Here is a 22,620-nt window from a genome sequence, read left to right as displayed (position 1 = left end):
TGCACGTCTCCCTCAAGCGGTTCTGCGAAGTACCGTCAATGCTCGCGCTTTTACATCCAATGTTGTTCCGGCTTTGATCACGGTATCGCTCTCACCGGTGGGGACCGAGGTGTCGAGTACGACGGTCCACTCCGACGCGTAGTCCGCGTTGGGGGTGGAGAATTCGAGATCTTCGTAGTGGGCGTTGAAGCAGAGAAGGAACGAATCTCCGGTGACGCGCTCGCCACGGTAGTTCGGTTCCGGGATCGCGTCACCGTTGAGAAAGACAGCCAACGACTTGCCGAAACCGCTGTCCCAGTCGGCCGGAGTCATCTCTTCGCCAGACGGCGTGAGCCAGGCGATGTCGCGACTCTGATCGCCGCTTCGAATAGGTCGCCCCTCGAAGAATCGACGACGCCGGAAGACCGGGTTCTTGGCGCGCAAGGCAATTGCGCGCTTGGTGAACTCGACGAGGTCGGCGTTGGTTTCCGCGAGAGTCCAATCCATCCATGACAGTTCCGAATCCTGGCAGTAAACGTTGTTGTTACCCTGCTGAGTTCGGCCCATCTCGTCGCCGTGAGCAAGCATCGGGGTGCCCTGGCTGAGCATCAGCGTAGCCAGTATGTTCCGGCTCTGACGGCCACGCAGTTCGAGGATTTCCGGGTCGTCGGTGGGGCCTTCGACCCCGCAGTTCCAAGATCGGTTGTGCGATTCGCCGTCGTTGTTGTTCTCGCCGTTGGCTTCGTTGTGCTTCTCGTTGTACGAGACGAGGTCGTGCAGGGTGAAACCGTCGTGAGCGATGACGAAGTTGATGCTCGCGCCAGGGCGACGTCCGGTGGCCTCGTAGAGATCAGAGGATCCGGTGAGACGGGAGGCGAACTCCCCCAGCGTTGCCGGCTCACCACGCCAGTAGTCGCGGACGGTGTCGCGGTATTTGCCGTTCCATTCGGTCCACAGGCCGGGGAAGTTGCCGACCTGGTAACCGCCTTCGCCGACGTCCCACGGTTCGGCGATCAGCTTCACCTGACTGACGATCGGATCCTGTTGCACGAGATCGAAGAAGGCCGAAAGGCGGTCCACGTCGTGCAGTTCACGGGCGAGTGTCGAGGCGAGGTCGAAGCGGAAACCGTCGACGTGCATCTCCGTGACCCAGTACCGCAGAGAGTCCATGATCAATTGCAGCGTATGCGGATGACGGGCGTTGAGGCTGTTGCCCGTTCCGGTGTAGTCCATGTAGTGCTCTTCGTCGCCGTCGACCAGGCGGTAGTAGGCGGCATTGTCGATTCCGCGGAAGCTGATGGTCGGCCCCATGTGATTGCCCTCGGCGGTGTGGTTGTAGACCACGTCGAGGATCACTTCGATACCCGCCTGGTGGAAGCTGCGCACCATGGCTTTGAATTCCGCTACGGCCGCATCGGGTTTCGTGGCCGAGGAGTAGTCGGTGTGCGGAGCGAGAAAGCCGAAGGTGTTGTAACCCCAGTAGTTTCGCAGACCTTGGTCGAGAAGCACCTGATCGTGCATGAACTGGTGGACCGGCATCAGTTCGATCGCCGTGACACCCAGATCGGTGAGGTGCTCGATGATCACCGGATGAGCGAGCCCCGCGTACGTGCCGCGCAATTCCTCCGGAACTCCGGGATGCGTCGCGGTCATACCCTTGACGTGCGCTTCGTAGATGACCGTCTCGTGATACGGACGCTTCGGCGAGTGGTCGGACGCCCAATCGAAGAACGGGTTGATGACGACGGTCGACATCGTATGGCCGAGCGAATCATGTTGGGGGAAAGGGATGGTGGCGGGTTCGTCGACGAGTGGTTCCGGCTCGAAGGGTTCGGGCTCGAGGATCTCGTCCGATTCCTGATCGCCCGTGGGCGAGTCGTCTTCGAGGCCCACCTCGTCCGATTCGGCTTCCGAACTCGTGTCGTCGGTAGCCTCTTGCGGCTCCACGGCGGGAGATTCGTCGTCTCCTGAAGGTTCGGGGTCCGCCGCCGATTCGACGTCGTACGAGAACAGCGAACGGTCTCCGTCGAAGTCTCCGTCGAACGCTTTTCCGTACGGGTCCAGCAGGAGCTTGCTCGGATCGCATCGCAGACCTGCAGCCGGATCGTACGGCCCGTGTACGCGGTAGCCGTATCGCTGGCCGGGGGATACCGACGGAAGGTACGCATGCCAGACGTAACCGTCGACCTCGTCCATCCGAATGCGGGTTTCGGTTCCGTCCTTGGCGATCAGGCACAGCTCGACGGCCTCGGCGACCTCGGAGAAGAGCGAGAAATTGGTCCCCGCGCCGTCGTAGGTGGCACCGAGTGGGTACGCACTGCCAGGCCATACCGGGATGGGAGTGGCTGAGGTCTCGCTCGGCGGTTGATCCATGAATCAGACCCTATCGGGTGCAGCCGATCGAATCTCGTCGACTGTCTACGGTGCCGATCACCGTTTCGCCTGGCTGCGGGCGGTTGCAAGCATTCCGGCTGTGATCTGTTCCACCTCTGCCTCCGAACACAGGTACGGAGGCATCGCGTACACGAGGTTGCGGAACGGCCGGAGCCAGACGCCGGCGTCGACGGCTGCATCGGTCGCGCTCTGCATGTCGACCGGCTGTTCGAGTTCGATCACTCCGATTCCGCCTTTGACGCGGACGTCGACGACCCCGGGAATTGTGACGGCTTCGGCGAGGCCTCGAGCGAGGCCACGTTCGAGGGTTGCGACGTCACGCCGCCAGTCCATCGCAAGCAGAAGTTCGGTCGACGCCACCGCGACGGCGCACGCGAGTGGATTGCCCATGAAGGTGGGGCCGTGCATCAGCCCGCCGCCCTCACCGGCAGTGATGGTCTCCGCGATCTCCGTGGTGCACAGCGTTGCCGCCAGACTCATGTACCCGCCGGTCAGTGCCTTGCCGACGCACATGACATCGGGACTGACGCCGGCGTGATCGGCGGCGAACAATTCTCCGGTGCGTCCGAATCCGGTCGCGATTTCGTCGAAGACCAGGAGGACTTGGTACTTGTCGCAGAGGTTACGCAGGTCGATCAGGTACGCGGGATCGTGGAAACGCATTCCGCCGGCACCTTGGACCACTGGTTCCACGATCACCGCTGCGAGGTGCTCGTGATGCTCGGCCAAGAGCGATTCCAACTCCTGCACGTATTCGGGGAGATAGCCCGCCGGGGGAGCTTGCGCGAAGACCTGAGGGCGCAGGACGTCGGTCCAGAGAGAATGCATGCCGCCGTCGGGATCGCAGACGCTCATGGGGGTGAAGGTGTCACCGTGGTATCCGCCGCGCCAGGTCATCAAACGATTCTTCGACGGCTTTCCGAGGCTCCGCCAGTACTGCAGGCACATCTTCACTGCGACTTCGACGGCCACCGAACCGGAGTCGGAGAGGAACACCTTGTCGAGGTGAGGTGGTGTGATGTCGACGAGCAGTCGCCCGAGGCGAGCGGCGGGTTCGTGCGTCAGTCCGCCGAACATGACATGGCTCATTTTGCCGAGCTGCCGTGCGGCGGCGGTGTCGAGCACGGGATTGCGGTAGCCGTGAATGGCGGCCCACCACGAGCTCATCCCGTCGACCAATCGGCGGCCGTCGGAGAGCGTCAGGGTAGCCCCCTGCGCAGAGTCGACGATCAGCGGACGAGTCGACGCGGGAAACGATCCGTACGGATGCCAGAGGACATCGGCATCGATGGCGGAGACGTCATGGGGATCAAGTCCGGTTGTGAGCACGGATGCACCCTAACCATTGAGTTGAACGGTGTTCAAGTATGGTCGGAAAAGTGAACACCTCGCTGAATTGGCTGACGGCCGTCGAAGCGGACCGCAGGGCCGCTGGACTGCGTCGCGAACTCCGTCCTCGCACGGTCGACTCCCCGTTGATCGACCTGGCGTCGAACGATTATCTCGGACTCGTGCGGCACCCCGATGTGATCGAGGGTGCCGCGGCGGCTCTGCGCCGTTGGGGCGCGGGCGCCACGGGCTCGCGTCTGGTCACCGGCACCACCACCGAACACGAACTGCTCGAAGTCGAACTGGCCGAGTTCGTCGGGGCGGACTCCGGACTTGTCTTCTCCTCCGGTTACACAGCCAATCTCGGCGCGGTGACGGCGCTCTCGGGTCCAGGGTCGTTGATCGTCTCCGATGCGGGATCGCATGCCTCGCTGGTGGATGCCTGCCGCCTGTCACGTGCTCGGGTTGCCGTGGCTCCGCATTCGGACATGGGCTTTCTCGCCGACACGTTGCGCAGCAGAGTGGAAGAGCGAGCACTGGTCGTCACCGATTCGGTCTTCAGCGCCGACGGAGACCTTGCGCCACTGCGGCAGATGCATCAGGCGTGCCGCGAGTACGGGGCGATCCTGTTGGTCGACGAGGCGCATGGCATCGGTGTGCGCGGTACCGGTGGACGTGGACTCGTCCACGAGTCGGGCCTGGCCGGTGAACCCGACGTCGTCGTGACGGCAACACTGTCCAAGTCGCTCGCCAGCCAGGGTGGAGTTGTGCTCGGTGACAACAAGATCCGCGCGCATCTCATCGACGCGGCAAGAACGTTCATCTTCGACACCGGTCTCGCACCGGCCGCCGTAGGCGCGGCCAGGGCTGCACTCGCCGTACTCCAGCGTGAGCCGACGCGAGCGCTCGACGTCCTGGCCCGGGCATCCGAGTTGGCGGACGTCACCGGTGCTCCGTCGCCTGAATCTGCTGTCGTCTCAGTCGTTCTCGGTGATCCGCAGCGGGCGTTCGATGCCGCGTCCGCGTGCCGGGATCAGGGGTTGCATGTCGGTTGCTTCCGCCCGCCGTCGGTTCCGGAAGGAACGTCACGGCTGCGTCTGACTGCACGAGCGACGCTGTCTCCTTCCGAGATGGAGCAGATCTCACTCGTACTTCGCGAGGTATTGGCAGGTGCTCGCGCATGAGTATTCTCCTGGTGACCGGCACATCGACCGACGTCGGAAAAACAGTGGTGACGGCAGCACTGGCATCGCTCGCCCTGCAGTCGGGAAAGTCGGTTGCGGTGCTCAAACCGGCCCAGACCGGCGTCGACGTGGACGGTGCGGGTGATCTGGCCGAGATCGAGCGTCTGACCGGCGGCGGCGTGACGCTGGTCGAGTTGGCGCGGTATCCCGAACCTTTGGCGCCGGATACTGCTGCCCGTCGAAGTGGTCTGCCGTTGTTGGCGCTCGACGAAGTAGTCCGAGTTGCTCGCGACCTGGACACCACCCACGACTTGACCCTGATCGAAGGCGCCGGCGGCTTGCTGGTCCGCTTGGGCGTCGACGGGTTCACCGCTCGCGATCTTGCCGCGGCTCTGGCGGTGCCAGTGGTGCTGGTGGTTGCGTCCGGCCTGGGCACGCTCAATCACACCGCACTGACCGTGGAAGCCCTACGTGCATCCGGCGTGGACTGCGCCGGGTTGGTGATCGGTTCGTGGCCGCAGGAACCGGACCTCGCCGAGAGATGCAATCGCGAGGATCTGGTTTCGGTCAGCGGTGTTCCCCTTCTCGGGGTAATGCCTGCCGGAAGTGGAGGCGCGAGTGTCCGAGAGTTTGCTCGCACCGCTTCGATCACGCTCGGTGAACTTCATTTGACCAAATGACGACGTAACATCCGATTTGTCCGCATCGATAGCCAAGGCACAGTGGGGCGCCTTGGGTTTCGACGTCCCTCGCGTACGATTCCGGTCGGTATATTTCGACGGGTGTCTTGCGGCGACCCTGCATCCGGGGCGCCTTGGTCACCGACAGTGGTTGTCGAATTGTGAGTAGGTCAGTCGAATGTAGGTGGTGAGCACGGTCGAAAAGTCGTTGTCGTCATCGGCCGTACGTCGCGCACTGCTTATCGGCGTAGTCGTCTTCGTCTCGTGCCTGGTCGGAATTCTGAGCCGTCTGCCGGGCACGCTTGCAGTCTTCTGGCCGGCGAACGCGCTGCTACTCGGGATCCTCTTTCGGTCGCCGCGTTCCGCCACACTGCTCACCTGGATCTGCGTCGTAGTCGGTTATGTCGGAGCCGACCTGATCACCGGTGGGGCATGGGAGTCCACGGTGTGGCTCAACGCGGCCAACATCGTCGGGGTTGCGAGCGGCTTCTACGCCTTTCGCTGGGTCGACAGTGAGGACCGTCGACTGACCAGTATTCAGTCCGTCGGCTATCTCGTGTCGATGACTGTCGCCGCCGCGTCGATGGCGGCGCTCGTGGGCGGTATCGCGAACCGCGTGCTGTTCGGCGGGCAGTGGTGGGACGGCTGGTTGCTCTGGTTCTCGAGTGAGTTCGTCAACTACATGACCATCGTCCCCTTGGTGCTGACATTCCCTTCGCTTCGACGAGTGGATCGAGAACCGAAAGCTGTTGCCACGCTTGTGCGTCGATCATTCGTTCCGACGGCGATGCTGGCCGTCTGCATCATCTTGGAGTGGGTGATAGGCGGTGCCGGAGCGATCGCGTTTGCCATGCCGGCGCTGGTGACTGCAGCCTTGCTCACCAATGTATTTGTCACGTCGGTGCTCACCGCTGTGTCAACTGCCTGGACGTTGGTACTGACGGCCGACGGCCATCTCGGATTGTCCAGCGAGGGCGTCTCGCCGGTCAGCGCGTCGGTCCAGATCGGATTGTCGCTGCTGGCGGTAGCGCCGATCGCGGTGGCCTGTGTGATCCTCGAGCGTCGCCGCGCCCTCGAGGCACTCACCCAGGCCGTCACCCACGACGATCTCACCGGTGCGTTGCGCCGGGACGAATTCTTGCGGCGAGGCGGCAGCGTGACGGGTGCGACCGATCCGCGTCGCCACTCTGGACGTCCGGTCAGCGTCCTGATGATGGATCTGGATCACTTCAAGATGGTGAACGACAACCTCGGTCATCGTGCCGGCGATACGGCGTTGGTGAGTTTTGCCGATCAGGTGCGGCGGCACCTCGATGACAAGCATCTCTTCGCCCGATTGGGCGGCGAGGAGTTCGTCGTACTGATGGCCGGCGTCGATCTCGAGGGTGCGACCGAAACAGCCGAGATGATTCGACGCGCGCAAGCGGAGAATTCGTCGGCAGTATTGGGCGACTTCGGGCCGACGGTCAGCATCGGTGTCGCGTGTTCACCCCACGGCGACGCAGCCCTGACGCAATTGGTCGATTGCGCTGACGAGGCGTTGTATCGAGCGAAGAAGTTGGACCGCAATCGAACCGTGGCGCTCACGGTCGGTAGCTGAAGAAATACGTGCGGACCCGCAGTTTGTTGCGGGTCCGCACGTGGTGGTGGAGTCGACCGATTCAGAACAGATTGATCAGGGCAGGAACACTGAACAGCGCTACGTAGTAACCCATGAAAAGAACTCCGCCGTGAATCTTGAACAGGCGCCCGAGAAGACCACCGACCAGGCCGACCGTCACGGTGATCAGAAGCCCGAGGATGCCGCCCTCCCAGATGCTGATGACCACGACCAGTCCCGTGAACACCGCGATCACAGCTTCGTGACTGATGTGCTTGACCACCGCTGACGCAGCGCGGTACGCGTAGTTCATGGCAAACGGGTATGCGATGACCGTCGCCGTGACCACTGCGAGCAGTCCGTAGAGCAGGAACTCCCACTGCGTCAGGTACGTGGAGAGATTGTTGATCACTCCGGTTTCCTGATTGGTCTCGAACACCGGTGGAGCGTTGAACAGAGGGGCTGCGGGGCCTGCCGCGAGCGGGCTGAGCGGAAGGCCGAAAGCGACGAGTGGGATGAGGGTTTCCGCGATGTAGGTGGATTCCGTCGTACCGTTCTTCGCCGAGACCATTGTGGTCAGTCGGTGATAGCCGTTCTTGATCCGCGCACCTACCAGCTCACCCATCAGAACAGTCATGGCGACCGGGCTGAAGACGAAGGTTGCGCTCGACACCGTGGAAGCGGCGGCGGTGTAACCGATCTGCTTGCGATCGAGGACCTTCAGAGGATTGGGGAAGTATCCCTTCCATCCTTTGATGTCCGGGGCCAATGCAACGGTTTTGGGTTCACTGCGTTCCATGTCCTTACGGCTCGACGGGCCCAAGGTCAATGCGAGGTCCGCGATCAGCGGCCCGACTGCGATCGCAAGGAAGTAGCTGATGTTCAGCGACACATCGTAATTCGACGTCAACGCGCGGGCGCCGAGGATCAAGATGACGAAGGGAACGAGGGCGACAACCCCGGCCCAGCGGCCTGGTGAGGCGTAGGCGATGCCGATGGCGGCGACCAGGAACAGCCACGGTGCTATCGACTGAACGGTGTCCGCGAACGGCGCGAGGATGGTCGCGAACAAAACGGCAACCGGCACAGCGACGAACGCCGAGATCACTGCTCCCGAGATCGCCTTGCGGAGTGCGATGTGCGGGATGCCGAGTGAGCGCATCATCTGCGCTTCCGGCAAGAGTGGAATCGCCATCGTGTCGCCGGGAATGCCCAGCAGCATCGTCGGCACCGCGTGCGTCATGTGTTTGGCGATCGCACCGGAGAGGAAGAACGTGAAGACCGCCGCCGGGGGAGCGCCGAGCAGAATCACGAGCAGAGTCAGCGGTGCGATCGTGGCGGTCTCGTCCGTGCCGGAGATCAATCCGATGAACGTGAACGCGACCGCACCGATGATGCCGAAGAGAACGGCAATCAGAATTTCGTTGGTCAGAACCGAACTCATGCGCGCCCACCGTCCTTCGGTGTGTTCGAGACCCGTGCGTGCTCGGCCTCGGCAGCGGCGAAGTGGTCGTACAGACCCAGCTCGCGAAGTTCCTGTCGGCTCTGCTCCGGAATGTCGGCGAGAGTGCCCAGACCCTGGCGCTGTTCACTCATCGTCGTGATGACACCGTCGATCGACTCCGCGTCGGCGGCGGCCAAGGCGACTATCCGCTTCGGCTTGATGAAGATTCCGCAGACCACGCCGGCGAGCAGGCAGGCCGCGATGCCGACCAGCAGGCTGTACGCCTGGGCCAACGACGGTTCGCTGACGACCCGTTCGAACAGTGCCTGGGCCGCGAGAAGGGCCGAGGCGCCGACGACACTGCCGACTGCAACGGAGATCGCGAGGTGTCGACCGTTGACGGTGTCACCCCAGACCTCGAGGTATGTCTGCTGCTCGGTCGGCTCGGTTGTGGTGGTCGGCGTCGTTGCCGGCTGCGGTGGTGACATCAGTCTTCTCCAGTGTCATGCATGGCGGGGTCGTACAGGGAGGGGCTTGCGAGATGAGGGCTTGCGTTGCGGGTGTCAGGTGCGTGCTGCGCGGAGGGCGGTGACAACTCGGGACGGGCTCGAGTGCCCGATCTGTTCGGCCATCCAGATGCTTGTATCGGTGAGCGAATCCAGGTCGATGCCGGTGTCGATCCCGAGGCCGTGGAGCATCCACACCAGATCCTCGGTCGCGAGATTTCCGGTCGCGCCCTTGGCATATGGGCACCGTCCGAGACCACCTGCGGAACTGTCGAATTCGGATACCCCAGCGGTCAACGACGCATAGACGTTCGACAGCGCCTGGCCGTAGGTGTCGTGAAAGTGCATGGCGATCTGCGATGTGGGGATGCCACGTTCTCGGAGGGCGCCGAGCAAAGCGAGCACATGGCCAGGTGTGCCGACGCCGATGGTGTCGCCGAGTGAGAGTGACGTGACACCGCTGTCGATCAGGGTCTTTGCGATGTCGGCGACACGCTCGACGGGCACGGAGCCTTCCCAGGGGTCGCCGAAGCACATGGAGATGTAGCCGCGGACGGGAAGTCCCAGGGCTCGGGCGGCCGTAGTGACCTCGGCAGCCGCGGCGATCGCGCCGTCCACCGTGGAATTGAGGTTGCGTTTCGCGAATTCCTTTGTGGCGCTGACGAATACTGCAACCTCGCTTGCTCCGGCGGCGACGGCCCGCTCGAGACCCTTGCGGTTCGGGACAAGAACGACCGTACGTACCGAGTCCGGCAGGTGCAGCCGACCCATCAATTCTTCCGCGTCCGCAAGTTGCGGGATCCATCGAGGTGAGACGAAACTCGTCAATTCGACAGTGCGGGAGCCGGCCGCGACCAGGCGTTCGATGAACTGGGCTTTCGTCTCGGTCGGGATCACCGCTGTTTCCGCTTGAAGTCCGTCGCGTGGCCCGACTTCGTAGATCCGGACCGAGGTCGGCAGCCCCGGCGCCGGCACTCGATGAGGCGCCGGCTTCCGCACCGGTGATCCTGCAACTGTTTCGGTCATTGTCGTCAGTTTCCGCCGCGGATCTCGGCGAGAACCTTCTCGGCATGCTCGACGCGAATGCTCTTGTCCGCGATCAGGCGTGCAACCACGGCGTCGATCTCGCTCTTCTGCGCTCCGGCGGTGGCAGCGATGTTGCGGGCGTGCAGCCCCATGTGTCCGCGCTGGACACCCTCACTGGCCAGAACGCGGACAGCAGCCAGGTTCTGCGCCAGGCCGACTGCCAGAATGATGCCGGCGAGTTCTTCGGCGCTCTCGACGCCGAGCATCTTGATTGCGGCCTGCGCTACCGGGTGCACCTTGGTGGCGCCGCCGACGAGGCCGACCGGCATGGGTAGCTCGAGGGTGCCGACGATGTTGCCGTCGGCATTCTTCTCGAAATGCGAGAGCGACGAGTAGATCCCGTCGGCGTTGACTGCATGGGAATGGCACCCGGCTTCGACTGCGCGCGTGTCGTTTCCGGTTGCCAACACCACGGCGCTGATGCCGTTCATGATGCCCTTGTTGTGTGTCGCGGCGCGGTAGGGATCCAGCTCCGCCAAGCGTGCGGCATGGATCAGGTTGTCCACTACCTCTGCACCGCCGATCAATTCGGCGTCGAACACGGCACGAACGCGCGTCAGCCGCAGATCTGCCTTGTTGGTGAGAATGCGAAGAACGACGTGCCCGCCGCCGATCTCGGCTACTCGATCCGCGATTGCCTCTGCCATCGTGTTGACTGCGTTGGCGCCCATGGCATCTCGTACGTCGACATGAAGGTGGAGGACGACGTAGGCGGCCTTGTCCGAGGACACGATGCGAACCGAAATGTCCTTCACGCCACCCCCGACGCTGACCAGCTTCGGGTCCTGCTCGTTGGCGAGTGCAATGATTTCTTCACGTGCCTCGAGGAGTCGGATGCGGGCAGCTGCCGGATCCACGACGTCGACGAGTTGAATCTGGGCTTGCATGATCGGCTGCGTGCTCGAGACGTGAAAGCCCCCGAGTCCGCGTGCGATGCGAGCAGCGTTACTCGCGGCTGCGACTACCGACGGCTCCTCGGTGGCGAGGGGGATCAGGTAGTCCGTGCCGTTGATCGTGAAGTTGGTGGCCACACCGACCGGGATGCCGATGACGCCGAGGACGTTCTCGACCATGCGATCGGCCTGATCGATGGTGAGGCCGTCGGCAGCGTCGTAGACCGCGATGTCTGCTTCGGTCAGGTCGGTCTGGCGAACGATCTCGGCGCGCCGTGCGGCGACGTCGTAGGACCGGAAATCGGCGATGCGGCTGTTGGTTGATCGGCTGCTGGTTGATGACACGGGGGGTCGTCCTCCTGAAGTGGTTCTGTGCTCCGCTTCACAGTAGGGAGGTCGATGCTTGCCAGGCCACGTGCTCACGACACATCGATCGGTCGAAATTGTAGTGTCATGCACCATCGGCGCTGTCGGTGATGCCGCTTCCGGCCTCTTCGGTTCCCACGTCCCGAAGTTCGTCGAGCCTCGTCGCCATGGACACCCGGAAAAAGTTCTCGTCTTCCCGCCACGATTGACCGAGGAGCGTACGGATGCGGTCGAGACGCTGAACGACGGTGTTGGGGTGATAGTTGAGTGCGCGGGCAGCCTTGGTCGGGCTCCCGTCGTTGCGTACCAGGGCACGAAGGGTCGCGGTGAGATCGGTGTCCTTGTCGCGGTCGTACGCGAGTACCGGGCCGATTACTTCGTCGATGAACTGATGAAGTGATTCCGGATTTTCGCCGAACAGAACGGTGTACGGCAGATATGACGCCGTCGTGACCGCGCCGTCGGTCTTGCCCAATGCCGTGAGTAGGCGGGCCGTGCGCAGCGCCGAGGTGAAGCGCGCCGGGAGCTCTTCGGGGCGTTCCGCCGTCGCCGGCGCAATGACTACTGCGTGCGGTCCTACCGAACCGGTGATCTGACGGTGAATGACCGTCGCCGCGGCTGCCGGGTTTCCCGAGCGCGAGACCACCGCGATCAATCCGGCATGCTGCGCCGCCAACCCCGCTACCGGCAGAGACTGCCCGATTGCGCGGAGCGCGGCGGTGCGGAGTTCCGGAGCGACCGACACCACGAGGACGGTGTCCAGTTCGCCGAGTGAGATGCCGAGGTTTCGGGTCCTACGTTCGAGATCGCGCCTGCGCTCGGGGGCAGTGCTCAGCAAGTCGGCGACCAGTTCGTCACGTGCACGCCGGTCCGCTGCTGCCGCCGCCGAGTGTTGCAACACGAGGATGGCAGTGACCTGAGCTGCCCGTTCCACGGTCCGGAGTTCGACGGGGCCGATCTGCGCGTCCGAACGATTCAGCAAGATGGCCCCGAGGAACGATTCTCCGGCGGTGACGGCGCTGACGAGTTGGATCACGGTCTCGCTGTTATCGGCGACAAACGTGCATCGGCCACTGCGGCGACTCTGGTCGATGGCATCGGACACGGCGCGAGGTAGCGACAACGGCACCGTCGTGATCTGCTCGCCAGAGGATTTCACGAGAGGGCGTAGCTCATTGTCGACGACGACGGTGCTGCGTTCGAGTGCGCTGCTGAGGGTTCGTGCAACCTGGGCGTAGCCACCGCCGCGGAGAACGGCGTGGATCAGATCCTGGTGGACGATGTTCGATTTGTCCCGCGCGGACACGTGCTCGCGCAGCTCGTCGAGTGCTCGCCCGGTCTCGGCGGCGGATTCCTCGGCGCGGTCCAGCGCCCGCGCGGTTTGCAGGACTACCGAGGCGTGATCAGCCAGCGCAGAGAGCAGGGCGATCTGATCTGCGGTAAATCGTCGTTCCCGGCGGTCGGCGGCAAACAGGACTCCGAGGATCTGGCCGTCGGAGAGCATCGGCACGCCGAGAATCGCCACCAGACCCTCGGCGACGATCGCGGCATCGACCACTTCGTCATGGCGCGACTGCGTGTAGTCGCTGTAGTTCTGAACCCATTGGGCTGCTCGAGATTCGGCAATCGCGCTGACCAGTCCCGCGCCGGCAGGAACTTGCAGATGCTGGAGTTCCGGCGAGACCGCGCCGGCCGTCTTTCGAACATTCAGGTCACGAGTGATCACGTCGAACTCGGACAGGTACGTGACGTCGGTGCCCATGATGTCGTGTGCGCGGTTGACCAGCCTCTGCAGCAGTGTGTCCACGTCGCGAACCTGCGCGAGCTCACGTGCACTCGAATAGAGAACCGCCAATTCGTTCTCGCGACGGCGAAGTCGCCGAAATTCCGACCGACTGGCCCGGATGAGGGCCGCGGTCTCCGCGACCTCGGTTGCGCCAAAGCCGAATTCGGCAAGTACCTGTTCGACATGTTCGTCGCCGACTGAATCGGACGTCACGTCGAACAGCGCGGCAATCACGTTGGGCGCTGAGTCGGAGTCTGAATAAGGGGCGGTCACACCGAACAAACTACAGACCGGTGGATCCACCGAATTCGTCGAGCGGTGTGGATATGTGATTGTTGTTTGTTTCCAATGCATTCCGAGTCGTGCTCGTGTCTCCCGTTTCCCGTCTCAGTCTGTTCACGTCCTTCTCGAGCGCGCTGACTTCTGTCTCGAGGGCACTGATTTTGCGGTTCAACGCTTGAATGCTCGCCATGCAGACGCCGTTCGCGTCGACGGCGGAGATCCGGCGGGCGTTGGATCCCAAGCCGAAAATCGCCGCAAAGTCTTGCGCCATCGGACCCAGGTGACGGACCGACTTGTGGTCGAATCCGTAACTCCACGTACTTATTCGGAGTGCCGTCAACCGGTCGAGCACGTCCTGCGCGCTCGTCGGAACATCTACGCCGGTATGCACGCCACGTCGATGCGCGGCCCGTGCGAACACCCACTGCGCGGGGTGTCGCATCGCGGCGTTCACCCGAATACCGACCCGAGTGCCCAAAAATTCAGTGCGCTCGCCCTCGTCAGGCGGTGAGTTCACGTCGTGCGGTTTTGACGGTCTTGTCGCTCAGCAGAATTCCCGCTCCTGCGCCGAGCAGTCCGAGGCCGATTCCGACAGCGGCGCTGCCGAGGCCCAAAGCAATTCCCAACATGATTCCTCCAAAAATTGTGCGGTGAATTGAGGGGCCAGGTGTCCGACGAAAGTGCTGCCGACCTGCTCCGCGCTCATCTTTCACATTGCTCCGCCGTGCGGGCGATGACAACCCGTCTGGACCGAATTTCTCGTGGAAAACACAGGCGTGCAACACTGGGTGAAGAACTGCTGAGTCATCGGCGTCTTGTCGGCGCCGTACGGGCGGCAGTAATTGAGTAGCCATCGACCGATCTCTAACGCAGGTTTATCTGCGCGCGGCAACGATGACCAGGCAAAAGGGTGGCATGTGAACGAATCGAGCAGTGGCTTGTTTTCCGACCTCAGCGCGTCGGAGCCCGTTGTCGACGCAAAAAGCGCCGAGCAACTGGCTGCCGAGCGTGAAACTGCGGCAGCAGAACGCTCCAACACCGACACCGCTGAACAGCGGCAGTCGCAGCTGTTCAGCGGTTAAGCGCGTCAGGACTCCTTGATCACCGACAGAACATTGCCGGCGGGATCGGTGAACCAGGCGATGTCGGGGCCGTTGCCACGCATGATGCCTCGCGCATCCTGGGGGAATCCGTCGTATTTGAGAAACTCCACGCCACGTGCGGTCAGTTGGTCGACGGTTGTGTCGATGTCGTCGACGACGAAGTTGAGAATCGTGTAGGTCGCCGCTTCGTGATTCGGCTTCGGATAAACGAGGATCTCGGTTCCGCCGGCAAGATGTAGGCGAATCAGTCCCATGTCTCCGTCGGTTACCTTCAACCCGAGTGTTTCGCCGTAGAACTTCTTTGCAGAGTCGATGTCTGTCACCGAAAATCCGCTGAATGCTTTCGTGTCTGTAAGCATGACTATCTCCGTTCCCAGCGGTTGCCGGACTAGGTGGTTTGGGAATCCGTCATTCCGGATTCCATCTCGGCCCTGGCTTCCTCGCTGAACTCGATGATCTGAACGTAGTTTCCGTCGGGGTCGATCGCAGTGGCGAACAAACTGCCCCCGCGGTCTTCGAGTGGAGCGTGCCATTTTCCGCCGAGCGCATCGATGCGCTGTGCGATCGACCGGGCGTCGTCGGTTTCGACGTTGAGGAACATGCGACCCGGCTGGGGGTTGGTCTCGCCGACGTCGTCGCGTCTGTCGAGCATCACGTAGAAACCGTTGAAGTCGAGCACGTCGTAGCCGGGTTCGCCGGGAGTCCGGTCGACCTTCGGGGCGAACGCCTCGGCGTACCAGTCGCGCAAGCGTTCGGGGTCGGTGCTCGAGAGCAAAATGCTGCTGATGCTGGATCCGGACATGGGTCCTCCTGCTGTCGGTCGTTACTGTCTTCGGCAATCGAGGCTCTGGCCACATCACCTCCCAGATACAGACTTCCCGCAGCGGCGAAACTCATCGCGGCTCAGGTGTGTTCCGACACCAAGATCGCTGTCGTCCCGGGCTCGAGCGCCCGAAAGATGTGCTCCTCGTCGCCGGGATAAGCAAGATAATCGCCCGGTCCGAGTTCGATCGGATTTGCAGTGGGCCCGACCTCCGCCCGTCCGGTGCCGATCACGACGTGTTCGGTGGTGCCGCGTGCATGCGGAGTCGAAATACGCGGCTCGCCCGGTTCGGCGACTATCCGATACAGATCGCGTCGTGCGTTCGGTGGGCTCGGCGCCAAGAGTGTCGCGATGTACGACGCGTTTGCCGACGCAATCGCGGGACCTTCTCCGGCTCGAATCAACTGAACGGTCTGTGCCTGAGAGTCGACGAGTTGTGAGAACGGCACGCCCAATGCGTTTCCGAGTGCCCACAGAGTTTCGAGGCTCGGATTTCCGAGTCCGGATTCGAGTTGGGAGAGTGTGGACTTGGCGATATCGGCGCGCCTGGCGACCTCCGAAAGGCTCAAGCCTGCTCGGGCACGTTCGCGTTTGAGTGCGACGGCGACCAGTTTCTGAGGAGTCTCCGCTGTATCCGTTTCATTACTGGGCATCGTTCGATTCTCCGATCGATCGTTCTACTTGACGAACGGTGTCACTTCGTTCAACATAGAATACATGCGTTCTTTATGGCGAACAGTTGATCGAGACACGGTTCGGGTGAGCGTGCTGATCTGTCTCTCCGTGGCCATCGTCGGTGTGTCCTACGGTGTGACGGCAGGATCGGCTGGATTCTCGTTGTGGCAGCTTTTGGCGTTGGCTGTACTCGTTCTGGGAGCGTCTTCGGAGTTCTTGTTCATCGGAATCATCGCAGCCGGAGGCAGTGCCACCGCTGCTGTTGTGGCGGGCTTGTTGATCAACTCCCGTAACTTCGCCTATGGGATGTCGGCAGGATCATTCCTCGGCAGGGATCGCTACAAAGATTCAGGCTGGCGCAGGGGCTCGGGCTGGCGCAAGTTGGTCGGCGCGCACCTGGTCAACGACGAAAGCGTCGCGGTCGCCATGGCGCAGGAATCGGTGGAGCGCAAGCGTGCGGCTTTTTGGTTCTGTGGAATCGGGATCGCGGTGTCGTGGCCGATCGGAGCTCTCCTGGGCGGGCTGCTCGGCAGCGTCGTCCGAGACCCCGGCGCGTTGGGATTGGATGCCGCGTTTCCGGTTGTCATTCTGGCCCTTGTCTTTCCTGCGCTGAAGGAGAAGGTGACGCTGCTTGCCGCCCTGATCGGTGCAGCAGTCGCGGTGGCCACGTCGCCGTTCCTGCCGCCCGGTACCGCGCCGCTCGTAGCGCTGCTGAGTATCGCGGTGACGATACCGTTCCGGGAGAAGGTTCGATGAATACCGCGTCGGTCTGGATCGGTATCGTCGTGTTCGCTTGCGGTTCTTACGCTTTGCGGGCAAGTGGCGTTCTGCTCCGCGCTCGGGTGAAGCTCTCCGGCTTCGCCGAGAAAACCCTCGATCGTGCTGTCGTGGTGCTGCTGCTCGCAGTGGTTGTGACATCGACGGTCTTCACCGGGCATGACGTTGCGGGGCCGGCGCGGATGCTCGGCGTGGTGGCCGGAGGCATCTGCGCCTGGTTCAAGGCGCCGTTGGTGGTCGTGGTGATTGTCGCGGCCGGCACTACTGCAGTACTCCGACTGTCAGGAGTGTCGTAGAGCCGATTCGATGGGCGTTGAATCGGGGATCGAATTCAGGCGAGTGCGAATGCCGTCGATGAACAGGTCCAGGCCGAACTGGAAGCGCACTGTCGGATCGCCGTCGAGGAGGTCCTCGTCGGAACCGCCGCCGATCACCTCGGGGGAGTCGGGGGAAATGGGTGCTCGGGTAAGTGCCCCCATTTCTTCCATCTGCGCTCGGGACTGCTCGTCCACGGTATGGCCGAGTACGTAATACAGCAGGGCGTACGCCGCGAGTTGGGCATGCTCGCGTGATAGCCCGGATTCTTGCCCGGCTTGTACGAAATGCTCGCGCACCTTGCTGCTTGTCATCCGCGAGGCGAAGGTGGCGCTGACCAACTCGGCGCCGTCGCGGTGCGCCAGTAGGGCAGACCGAAGTCTTTGTGCCAGTTCGGAATACGCTTCTTGCCACGTGTCTGCGTCGACGGGGGTGTCGAGGTCTTCGAGGATCTTGTCGACGACCGCGCCCAGCAAGGTCTGTTTGTTCGGGAAGTGCCAGTAGAGAGCGCCGGGTTGGACACCCAGTGACGTTGCGAGCCTGCGCATCGTGAGGTCGGCAAGTCCGAACTCGTCGAGTATCGCCATGGCGCCGTCCAGCACGTCGCCGCGTCGCAACTGCACTTGTTGCTCCCCTCGTTTCGTCCCGCTGTGGAGCGCTTTCGATCGAATGTCGATCGGACCCGCCTTTGACAGTATTCCACCACGTCTCTAACGTGAACACCGTTCAACTTGTACGGTGTTCAATTTTGCTGGTTTCGAAGGAGACGTCTGTGACCCCGCCCCCGATTAGCACGGCCCCTGCGACGGTCGACATCCTCGACCAGGCGCGCGAGCAAGTTCTCGAAAGAGGAGTTGGCCTGACCGAAAGCCAGGTGCTCGACGTACTCCGACTCGACGACGACAGGCTCGAAGACCTGCTGGCTCTCGCCCACGATGTGCGTATGAAGTGGTGTGGACCGGAGGTCGAGGTCGAGGGCATCATCAGCCTGAAGACGGGCGGCTGCCCTGAGGACTGCCATTTCTGCTCGCAGTCCGGACTCTTCCAGTCGCCGGTTCGCGCGGCGTGGTTGGACATCCCGAGCTTGGTGGAAGCTGCCAAGCAGACTGCGAAGTCGGGCGCTACTGAGTTCTGCATCGTGGCCGCCGTCCGCGGACCCGACGCCCGGTTGCTCGCTCAGGTTGCCGCAGGCATCGAGGCGATCCGCAACGAGGTCGACATCCAGATCGCCTGCTCGCTCGGCATGCTCACCCAGGAGCAGGTCGACCAACTGGCCGCCATGGGTGTGCACCGGTACAACCACAACTTGGAAACTTCGAAGTCGCATTTCCCGAACGTCGTGACCACGCACTCGTGGGAAGAGCGGTGGAACACGCTTCGGATGGTTCGTGAAGCAGGCATGGAAGTGTGCTGCGGCGGAATCCTCGGCATGGGCGAATCGCTGGAGCAGCGCGCAGAATTCGCGGCCAACCTGGCTGAACTGGAGCCGGACGAGGTCCCGCTCAACTTCCTCAACCCGCGTCCGGGTACGCCGTTCGGTGATCTGGACGTGCTGCCCGCCAGTGAGGCGCTCAAGTCCGTGGCCGCTTTCCGTCTCGCGCTGCCTCGCACGATCCTGCGCTTCGCAGGTGGACGCGAGATCACTCTCGGCGACCTGGGTGCCAAGCAGGGCATCCTCGGCGGAATCAACGCCGTGATCGTCGGCAACTATCTGACGACCCTCGGACGTCCCGCCGAGAAGGATCTGGATTTGTTGGTGGATCTGCAGATGCCGATCAAAGCACTGAACGACACTCTGTGAGCACTCCGGTGACCGAGGAGCGGTACAACCCGTTCACCGGGCGTCGGATCGTCGACGGCGTCGACGATCCGACGCCGACTGCGGCGTCGATGGGGCTCGAGCCTCCTCGCTTCTGCGAGCAGTGCGGGCGCCGCATGATCGTTCAGGTCAGCCCTGACGGATGGTGGGCGAAATGCTCCCGACACGGTGTCGTCGACTCGATCGACGTCGCCCGCAGGTAGCGTCACTCTGTGTGATCTCTCTTCGGCAGACTCGTCTGCGCACCGCGATCGTGATCGCCGCAACCATTGCGGGCGTGAGCGTGCTCGTCGGTGTGCTGTGGGCGTTCTTGGCTCCGGCCGAGCACCTGTTGGTGGTGTCCGAGGGGCGCGGCGTCGCGTTGACGGGTGAGAGCCTTCATCAGTTCGACGCGAGCGCCGTGTTCATCTGGCTGGCACTGATCGTCGGTGTGCTGTCGGCGGTGGCGGCCTGGTTGGCACGCCTGAGTCGAGGTCCTTATGCCCTGGGCGGGTTGATAGTCGGTTCAGTGGCAGGTACCGGACTGATGGCACTCGTGGGTTCGGGCGTGACAAAACTGCGTTTCCCCACGGCCGACAATCCGGCGGTCGGGGAGATCATCGCGCGGGCCCCGAACGTCGGAACTTTGCTCGTGCTTCTGTTTCAGCCGCTCGCGGCGTGCGTCGTGACATTGGTTCTTGCAGTGCTCAATCCGTACGACGACCTCGGGGTGGGGGACCACCCGGAATCCGGGGATCCGGAATCTGGGGATCCGGCCACCGACACCGAACAGGCCGAAGTCGAAAGCCAGCCGAAACTTCCGTAACTGTTGCGTCGCTACGCCGCAGAGGTCGACGAGCGCTTGGTTTCGGCTTTCATTCGCACGTCACCCAACAGTCGCCCGGAAATCAGCGCGCCCAACCGGCGGGTTGCGAAGCGAGTGCTGATCGAGGACACCCAGTTCGGCAGTCCCGATACGACGGTCGGCGGCGCGTAGCGTCGATCCAGTGCGCGGAAAGCGGTGTCCACCATCTGAGTTGCCGTCTGCATTCGCCCGACCGCCGCGTCTTCGGAGCCGACTACGTCGAAGAACTCGGTGCGCGTCGGACCGGGGCACACCGCCAATACAGTCAATCCGCTGCCGCGAGCTTCGGCCCAGAGTGCTTCGGTGAAGTTGAGTACGAACGCCTTGGACGCGCCGTAGACGGCCATGCCCGGTGTCGGCTGGAACGACGCTGTGCTGGCGACGTTGACCAGTGCTCCGCGGCCGGTGAGAAGGTCGGGCAGGAATGTGTGTGTCAGCTCGACCAGCGTGGCGATGTTGAGCTGAATCTCGGACGTGACGCGCTCGAGATCTTCGTCCACGAATGCCCCGTGTGTTCCGAATCCGGCGTTGTTGATCAGCGAGTCGACGGTGATGCCACGGTTTGTCAGCTCCTGGTGCAGCGATGCACCGACGCCGGGTGCGGCCAGGTCGGCGGGCAGGACTGTCACGATGATGCCGTGGGCGCCACGGAGTTCGGTGGCGAGTGCCTCGAGGCGGTCGGCCCGCCTGGCGACCAGAACCAGGTTTGCGCCGCGAGCGGCAAAGCGATGAGCGAATTCCACTCCGAGCCCAGCGCTGGCTCCGGTGATGAGGACGGTGGTTCCGGCTACGTCGATGGCCATGGTGGCTCCTTCGGTTCGGGTGATCCCAAATGTAGGCACTGACACCATAGTTGTCAATGACAACATTTTGATATGGTGCCACCATGCCCGCCCACGAACAGCCGTATCATCACGGCAGCCTGCGACAGGAACTCCTGGCGTCGGCCGAAGCAACACTCGAACGAGATGGCGTCGACAAGTTGTCGCTGAGGCAACTCGCGCGTGAGGCGGGCGTGAGCCACGCGGCTCCGGGCAAGCACTTTCGTGATCGCCGGGCTTTGCTCGATGCATTGGCCGAAAGTGGATTCCATCGGATGACCGGTGCGCTCGAGCGGGCAGTCGCGGATGCTCCACCGACCGCGAGGGCCCGGTTCTCCTCGCTCGCCAATGCCTACGTGGATTTTGCGCTGGAGCATCCGGGCCTGCTCTCTCTGATGTACAGCAACAAGCATGCGCCGGGCGCCGCCGAAACTGTCGTCAACGCGGGGCACGCGACGATGGACCTGACCGTCCGGCTCGTTTCGGAAGCTCAGGCCGCAGGTGACATTGCCGCCGGTGATCCGGAAAGTATTGCGCTGGTTGCCTTTGCGACGTTCCACGGCGTCGCGACGCTTGCTGCGGGCGGAATGTTGGGCGACGTGCCGGTGGGCGAGGTGGTGAACGCGGCCTCGACGGTCTTCTGGGCGGGCCTTTCCAGGGCTGTCTGAGGTGGGGCGCGCAATTCCCCAGAGTTCTCACAGAACCAGCACAAGGGAAGCACAAGATTGCGGACTTACATAGGAGTCAAGAAGATTGATTCCGAGTGGAGGTTCGGCAATGAGTGTTTCAGAGAGCGCCGCCAACAGGGGAGTTGTACTTGTCACGGACATCGGATTCGAGCACGGTGCGCGCACGGCCGCCGAGTTTCTCGACGCTGGTTGGAGCGTGGCAGTCACGGCGCGGACGGTCACCGAATTGGTTCGCGTCATGGCGGGAAAACCTGCCCATCGCTTCTTTGCGATTGTCGCCGATCCGACGGATCGTTGGCAGGCCGATCGGATTCTCGATCGGGTGACGACTCGGTTCGGTGTAATCAATCGGGTCATCGATCCGGCCGGCGCCGTGACCTCGGTGTGGTTGCAGCGCGGAAGTCTCGAAGCTGTTGCCTGACAGTGCGATCGGTGTCAGCTTGGCGGCCGTAGTGCGGCGAATTCGTCGGTGACCCGCAAGGTGGAGTCGGTGAAACGGTACAGGGCGGGTGGACGTCCACCCGACTTGCCGGACGGTGCGGTGTTGCCGGTGGGAGTCAGAACGCCTCGACGCCCCAGCACGCGTTGCAAATTGGTGGCATCGACCTGGTAACCGAGGGCAGCGCAGTAGATTTCGCGCAGTGTCGACATCGCGAACTCTTCCGGGGCCAGCCCGAATGCGATGTTGGTGTACGAGAGTTTCGCGGCAAGTCGATTGCGCGCGTGCCGTACGACGGTTCCGTGGTCGAACGACATCTCCGGCAACTTCGAAACGGGGTGCCAGGCCGTGTCCGGTGGCAGTTGTGGGTCGGCGCTGAGGGGAACGAGTCCGAGGAAGGTCGACGCGATGCGGCGCGGACCCGGCACGCGCTGTGGATCACTGAAGACGGAGAGCTGTTCGAGGTGGGCGACCTTTCGTAGGTCGACCTTCTCGGCGAGGAGTCGTCGAGCGGAGGTCGTCAGGTCCTCGTCGTCGCGCAGAGTGCCCCCGGGCAGGGACCACGTGCCCTTCTGTGGGTTGAGTGCACGCTGCCACAGCAGCACGGCCAACTCTTCACGACCTTGCGGGCAGTGATCGCCGTCACCTGCGGCGATGCTTGCGGGGAAGGTGCGAACTTGGAACACCGCTGCAAGCACTTCGTGGGTGGTGTTACTATTGGGCACGTTTTCGATCCTAAGTCGAAAACCTCGAATACGGAAATCCGGGCCAGCCCGTCCGGATTTG

At 62.9% G+C, this 22,620-nt stretch carries 26 protein-coding genes; 11 read left to right on the top strand and 15 right to left on the bottom strand.

The window, feature by feature from the left end; translation table 11 throughout:
- Window positions 1-12: 12 nt before the first annotated feature.
- Both glgX and ACVZUB_RS16885 read right to left on the bottom strand, forming a co-directional pair.
- Window positions 13-2,352 carry a glycogen debranching protein GlgX gene (gene glgX, locus ACVZUB_RS16890; RefSeq protein WP_064689174.1) on the bottom strand — a complete coding sequence of 780 codons (2,340 nt, stop codon included), beginning with the start codon at window positions 2,350-2,352 and terminating at the stop codon, window positions 13-15.
- 57 nt (window positions 2,353-2,409) lie between these two features.
- The gene (locus tag ACVZUB_RS16885; protein ID WP_007733120.1) at window positions 2,410-3,702 is read right to left on the bottom strand and encodes an adenosylmethionine--8-amino-7-oxononanoate transaminase; all 1,293 of its coding nucleotides are present in this window, start codon (window positions 3,700-3,702) and stop codon (window positions 2,410-2,412) included.
- A 38-nt stretch (window positions 3,703-3,740) separates the two neighbouring features.
- Here ACVZUB_RS16885 and ACVZUB_RS16880 point away from each other — a divergent pair, with 38 nt between their 5' ends.
- The 3 genes from ACVZUB_RS16880 (at window position 3,741) to ACVZUB_RS16870 (ending at window position 7,166) form a co-directional block, all read left to right on the top strand.
- Entirely contained in the window at window positions 3,741-4,886 is a 1,146-nt protein-coding gene (locus tag ACVZUB_RS16880; protein ID WP_058039475.1) for an 8-amino-7-oxononanoate synthase, read from the top strand.
- Window positions 4,883-5,566: a dethiobiotin synthase gene (gene bioD, locus ACVZUB_RS16875; RefSeq protein ID WP_276116746.1), complete on the top strand. Its 684-nt coding sequence runs from the start codon at window positions 4,883-4,885 to the stop codon at window positions 5,564-5,566. Before ACVZUB_RS16880 ends, bioD begins: the two co-directional genes overlap by 4 nt.
- A gap of 187 nt (window positions 5,567-5,753) precedes the next feature.
- A complete protein-coding gene (locus ACVZUB_RS16870; RefSeq protein WP_482627552.1) occupies window positions 5,754-7,166 on the top strand; it encodes a GGDEF domain-containing protein in 1,413 nt (470 codons plus the stop codon).
- 61 nt (window positions 7,167-7,227) lie between these two features.
- On the opposite strand, the gene ACVZUB_RS16865 is transcribed toward ACVZUB_RS16870, so the two are convergent.
- The 7 genes from ACVZUB_RS16865 to ACVZUB_RS16835 form a co-directional block, all read right to left on the bottom strand.
- Window positions 7,228-8,610: a tripartite tricarboxylate transporter permease gene (locus tag ACVZUB_RS16865; protein ID WP_003941745.1), complete on the bottom strand. Its 1,383-nt coding sequence runs from the start codon at window positions 8,608-8,610 to the stop codon at window positions 7,228-7,230.
- Entirely contained in the window at window positions 8,607-9,098 is a 492-nt protein-coding gene (locus tag ACVZUB_RS16860) for a hypothetical protein (protein ID WP_003941716.1), read from the bottom strand. Before ACVZUB_RS16860 ends, ACVZUB_RS16865 begins: the two co-directional genes overlap by 4 nt.
- 75 nt (window positions 9,099-9,173) lie before the next feature.
- Window positions 9,174-10,142 carry a hydroxymethylglutaryl-CoA lyase gene (locus ACVZUB_RS16855; RefSeq protein WP_082920636.1) on the bottom strand — a complete coding sequence of 323 codons (969 nt, stop codon included), beginning with the start codon at window positions 10,140-10,142 and terminating at the stop codon, window positions 9,174-9,176.
- Window positions 10,143-10,147: 5 nt separating this feature from the next.
- Window positions 10,148-11,440 carry a hydroxymethylglutaryl-CoA reductase, degradative gene (locus tag ACVZUB_RS16850; protein WP_050655329.1) on the bottom strand — a complete coding sequence of 431 codons (1,293 nt, stop codon included), beginning with the start codon at window positions 11,438-11,440 and terminating at the stop codon, window positions 10,148-10,150.
- A 106-nt stretch (window positions 11,441-11,546) separates the two neighbouring features.
- Entirely contained in the window at window positions 11,547-13,520 is a 1,974-nt protein-coding gene (locus ACVZUB_RS16845) for a helix-turn-helix domain-containing protein (RefSeq protein ID WP_256082665.1), read from the bottom strand.
- Window positions 13,521-13,530: 10 nt separating this feature from the next.
- Window positions 13,531-14,046, bottom strand: coding sequence for a tail fiber domain-containing protein (locus ACVZUB_RS16840; RefSeq protein WP_030537101.1), 516 nt, complete (start codon window positions 14,044-14,046; stop codon window positions 13,531-13,533).
- Window positions 14,030-14,158: a hypothetical protein gene (locus ACVZUB_RS16835; RefSeq protein ID WP_003941742.1), complete on the bottom strand. Its 129-nt coding sequence runs from the start codon at window positions 14,156-14,158 to the stop codon at window positions 14,030-14,032. The genes ACVZUB_RS16840 and ACVZUB_RS16835 overlap by 17 nt, the downstream gene beginning before the upstream one ends.
- A gap of 288 nt (window positions 14,159-14,446) precedes the next feature.
- Here ACVZUB_RS16835 and ACVZUB_RS16830 point away from each other — a divergent pair, with 288 nt between their 5' ends.
- On the top strand, window positions 14,447-14,611 hold the full coding sequence (locus tag ACVZUB_RS16830; protein WP_003941708.1) for a hypothetical protein: 165 nt from the start codon (window positions 14,447-14,449) through the stop codon (window positions 14,609-14,611).
- 5 nt (window positions 14,612-14,616) lie between these two features.
- On the opposite strand, the gene ACVZUB_RS16825 is transcribed toward ACVZUB_RS16830, so the two are convergent.
- The 3 genes from ACVZUB_RS16825 to ACVZUB_RS16815 form a co-directional block, all read right to left on the bottom strand.
- Window positions 14,617-14,991 (bottom strand): VOC family protein, encoded by a 375-nt coding sequence (locus ACVZUB_RS16825; RefSeq protein ID WP_030537100.1) that lies wholly within the window; start codon window positions 14,989-14,991, stop codon window positions 14,617-14,619.
- A gap of 29 nt (window positions 14,992-15,020) precedes the next feature.
- Window positions 15,021-15,434, bottom strand: a complete 414-nt coding sequence (locus ACVZUB_RS16820; protein ID WP_030537099.1) for a VOC family protein — start codon at window positions 15,432-15,434, stop codon at window positions 15,021-15,023.
- A 101-nt stretch (window positions 15,435-15,535) separates the two neighbouring features.
- Window positions 15,536-16,108: a helix-turn-helix domain-containing protein gene (locus tag ACVZUB_RS16815; protein WP_030537098.1), complete on the bottom strand. Its 573-nt coding sequence runs from the start codon at window positions 16,106-16,108 to the stop codon at window positions 15,536-15,538.
- Window positions 16,109-16,172: 64 nt separating this feature from the next.
- Here ACVZUB_RS16815 and ACVZUB_RS16810 point away from each other — a divergent pair, with 64 nt between their 5' ends.
- Entirely contained in the window at window positions 16,173-16,886 is a 714-nt protein-coding gene (locus ACVZUB_RS16810; RefSeq protein WP_064444274.1) for an AzlC family ABC transporter permease, read from the top strand.
- Window positions 16,883-17,203 carry an AzlD domain-containing protein gene (locus ACVZUB_RS16805; protein ID WP_007733089.1) on the top strand — a complete coding sequence of 107 codons (321 nt, stop codon included), beginning with the start codon at window positions 16,883-16,885 and terminating at the stop codon, window positions 17,201-17,203. Before ACVZUB_RS16810 ends, ACVZUB_RS16805 begins: the two co-directional genes overlap by 4 nt.
- On the opposite strand, the gene ACVZUB_RS16800 is transcribed toward ACVZUB_RS16805, so the two are convergent.
- The gene (locus ACVZUB_RS16800) at window positions 17,189-17,845 is read right to left on the bottom strand and encodes a TetR/AcrR family transcriptional regulator C-terminal domain-containing protein (protein WP_054782043.1); all 657 of its coding nucleotides are present in this window, start codon (window positions 17,843-17,845) and stop codon (window positions 17,189-17,191) included. The genes ACVZUB_RS16805 and ACVZUB_RS16800 overlap by 15 nt on opposite strands.
- A 164-nt stretch (window positions 17,846-18,009) precedes the next feature.
- Between ACVZUB_RS16800 and bioB the strand changes: the two genes are divergently transcribed.
- The 3 genes from bioB to ACVZUB_RS16785 are packed head-to-tail and all read left to right on the top strand — an operon-like array spanning window position 18,010 to window position 19,846.
- Window positions 18,010-19,023 (top strand): biotin synthase BioB, encoded by a 1,014-nt coding sequence (bioB, locus tag ACVZUB_RS16795; protein WP_024487821.1) that lies wholly within the window; start codon window positions 18,010-18,012, stop codon window positions 19,021-19,023.
- Window positions 19,020-19,244 carry a biotin synthase auxiliary protein BsaP gene (gene bsaP / locus ACVZUB_RS16790; RefSeq protein ID WP_003941741.1) on the top strand — a complete coding sequence of 75 codons (225 nt, stop codon included), beginning with the start codon at window positions 19,020-19,022 and terminating at the stop codon, window positions 19,242-19,244. Before bioB ends, bsaP begins: the two co-directional genes overlap by 4 nt.
- Before the next feature lie 11 nt (window positions 19,245-19,255).
- On the top strand, window positions 19,256-19,846 hold the full coding sequence (locus ACVZUB_RS16785; RefSeq protein ID WP_058226961.1) for a DUF2567 domain-containing protein: 591 nt from the start codon (window positions 19,256-19,258) through the stop codon (window positions 19,844-19,846).
- 11 nt (window positions 19,847-19,857) lie between these two features.
- On the opposite strand, the gene ACVZUB_RS16780 is transcribed toward ACVZUB_RS16785, so the two are convergent.
- On the bottom strand, window positions 19,858-20,688 hold the full coding sequence (locus tag ACVZUB_RS16780; RefSeq protein ID WP_482627551.1) for an SDR family NAD(P)-dependent oxidoreductase: 831 nt from the start codon (window positions 20,686-20,688) through the stop codon (window positions 19,858-19,860).
- Window positions 20,689-20,771: 83 nt separating this feature from the next.
- On the opposite strand from ACVZUB_RS16780, the gene ACVZUB_RS16775 reads away from it, so the two are divergent.
- Window positions 20,772-21,374 (top strand): TetR/AcrR family transcriptional regulator, encoded by a 603-nt coding sequence (locus tag ACVZUB_RS16775; RefSeq protein WP_209447518.1) that lies wholly within the window; start codon window positions 20,772-20,774, stop codon window positions 21,372-21,374.
- Window positions 21,375-21,483: 109 nt separating this feature from the next.
- Window positions 21,484-21,816, top strand: a complete 333-nt coding sequence (locus ACVZUB_RS16770; RefSeq protein WP_209447517.1) for a Rossmann-fold NAD(P)-binding domain-containing protein — start codon at window positions 21,484-21,486, stop codon at window positions 21,814-21,816.
- A 14-nt stretch (window positions 21,817-21,830) separates the two neighbouring features.
- Here the strand turns inward: ACVZUB_RS16770 and ACVZUB_RS16765 are convergent, their stop codons facing one another.
- Window positions 21,831-22,559: an NUDIX hydrolase gene (locus ACVZUB_RS16765; protein WP_007733069.1), complete on the bottom strand. Its 729-nt coding sequence runs from the start codon at window positions 22,557-22,559 to the stop codon at window positions 21,831-21,833.
- Window positions 22,560-22,620: the final 61 nt, after the last annotated feature.

The organism is Rhodococcus sp. OS5, assembly GCF_056837585.1.
The sequence above is the reverse complement of the archived record's forward strand: the minus strand, read 5'-3'. Positions and strand labels throughout refer to the sequence as shown.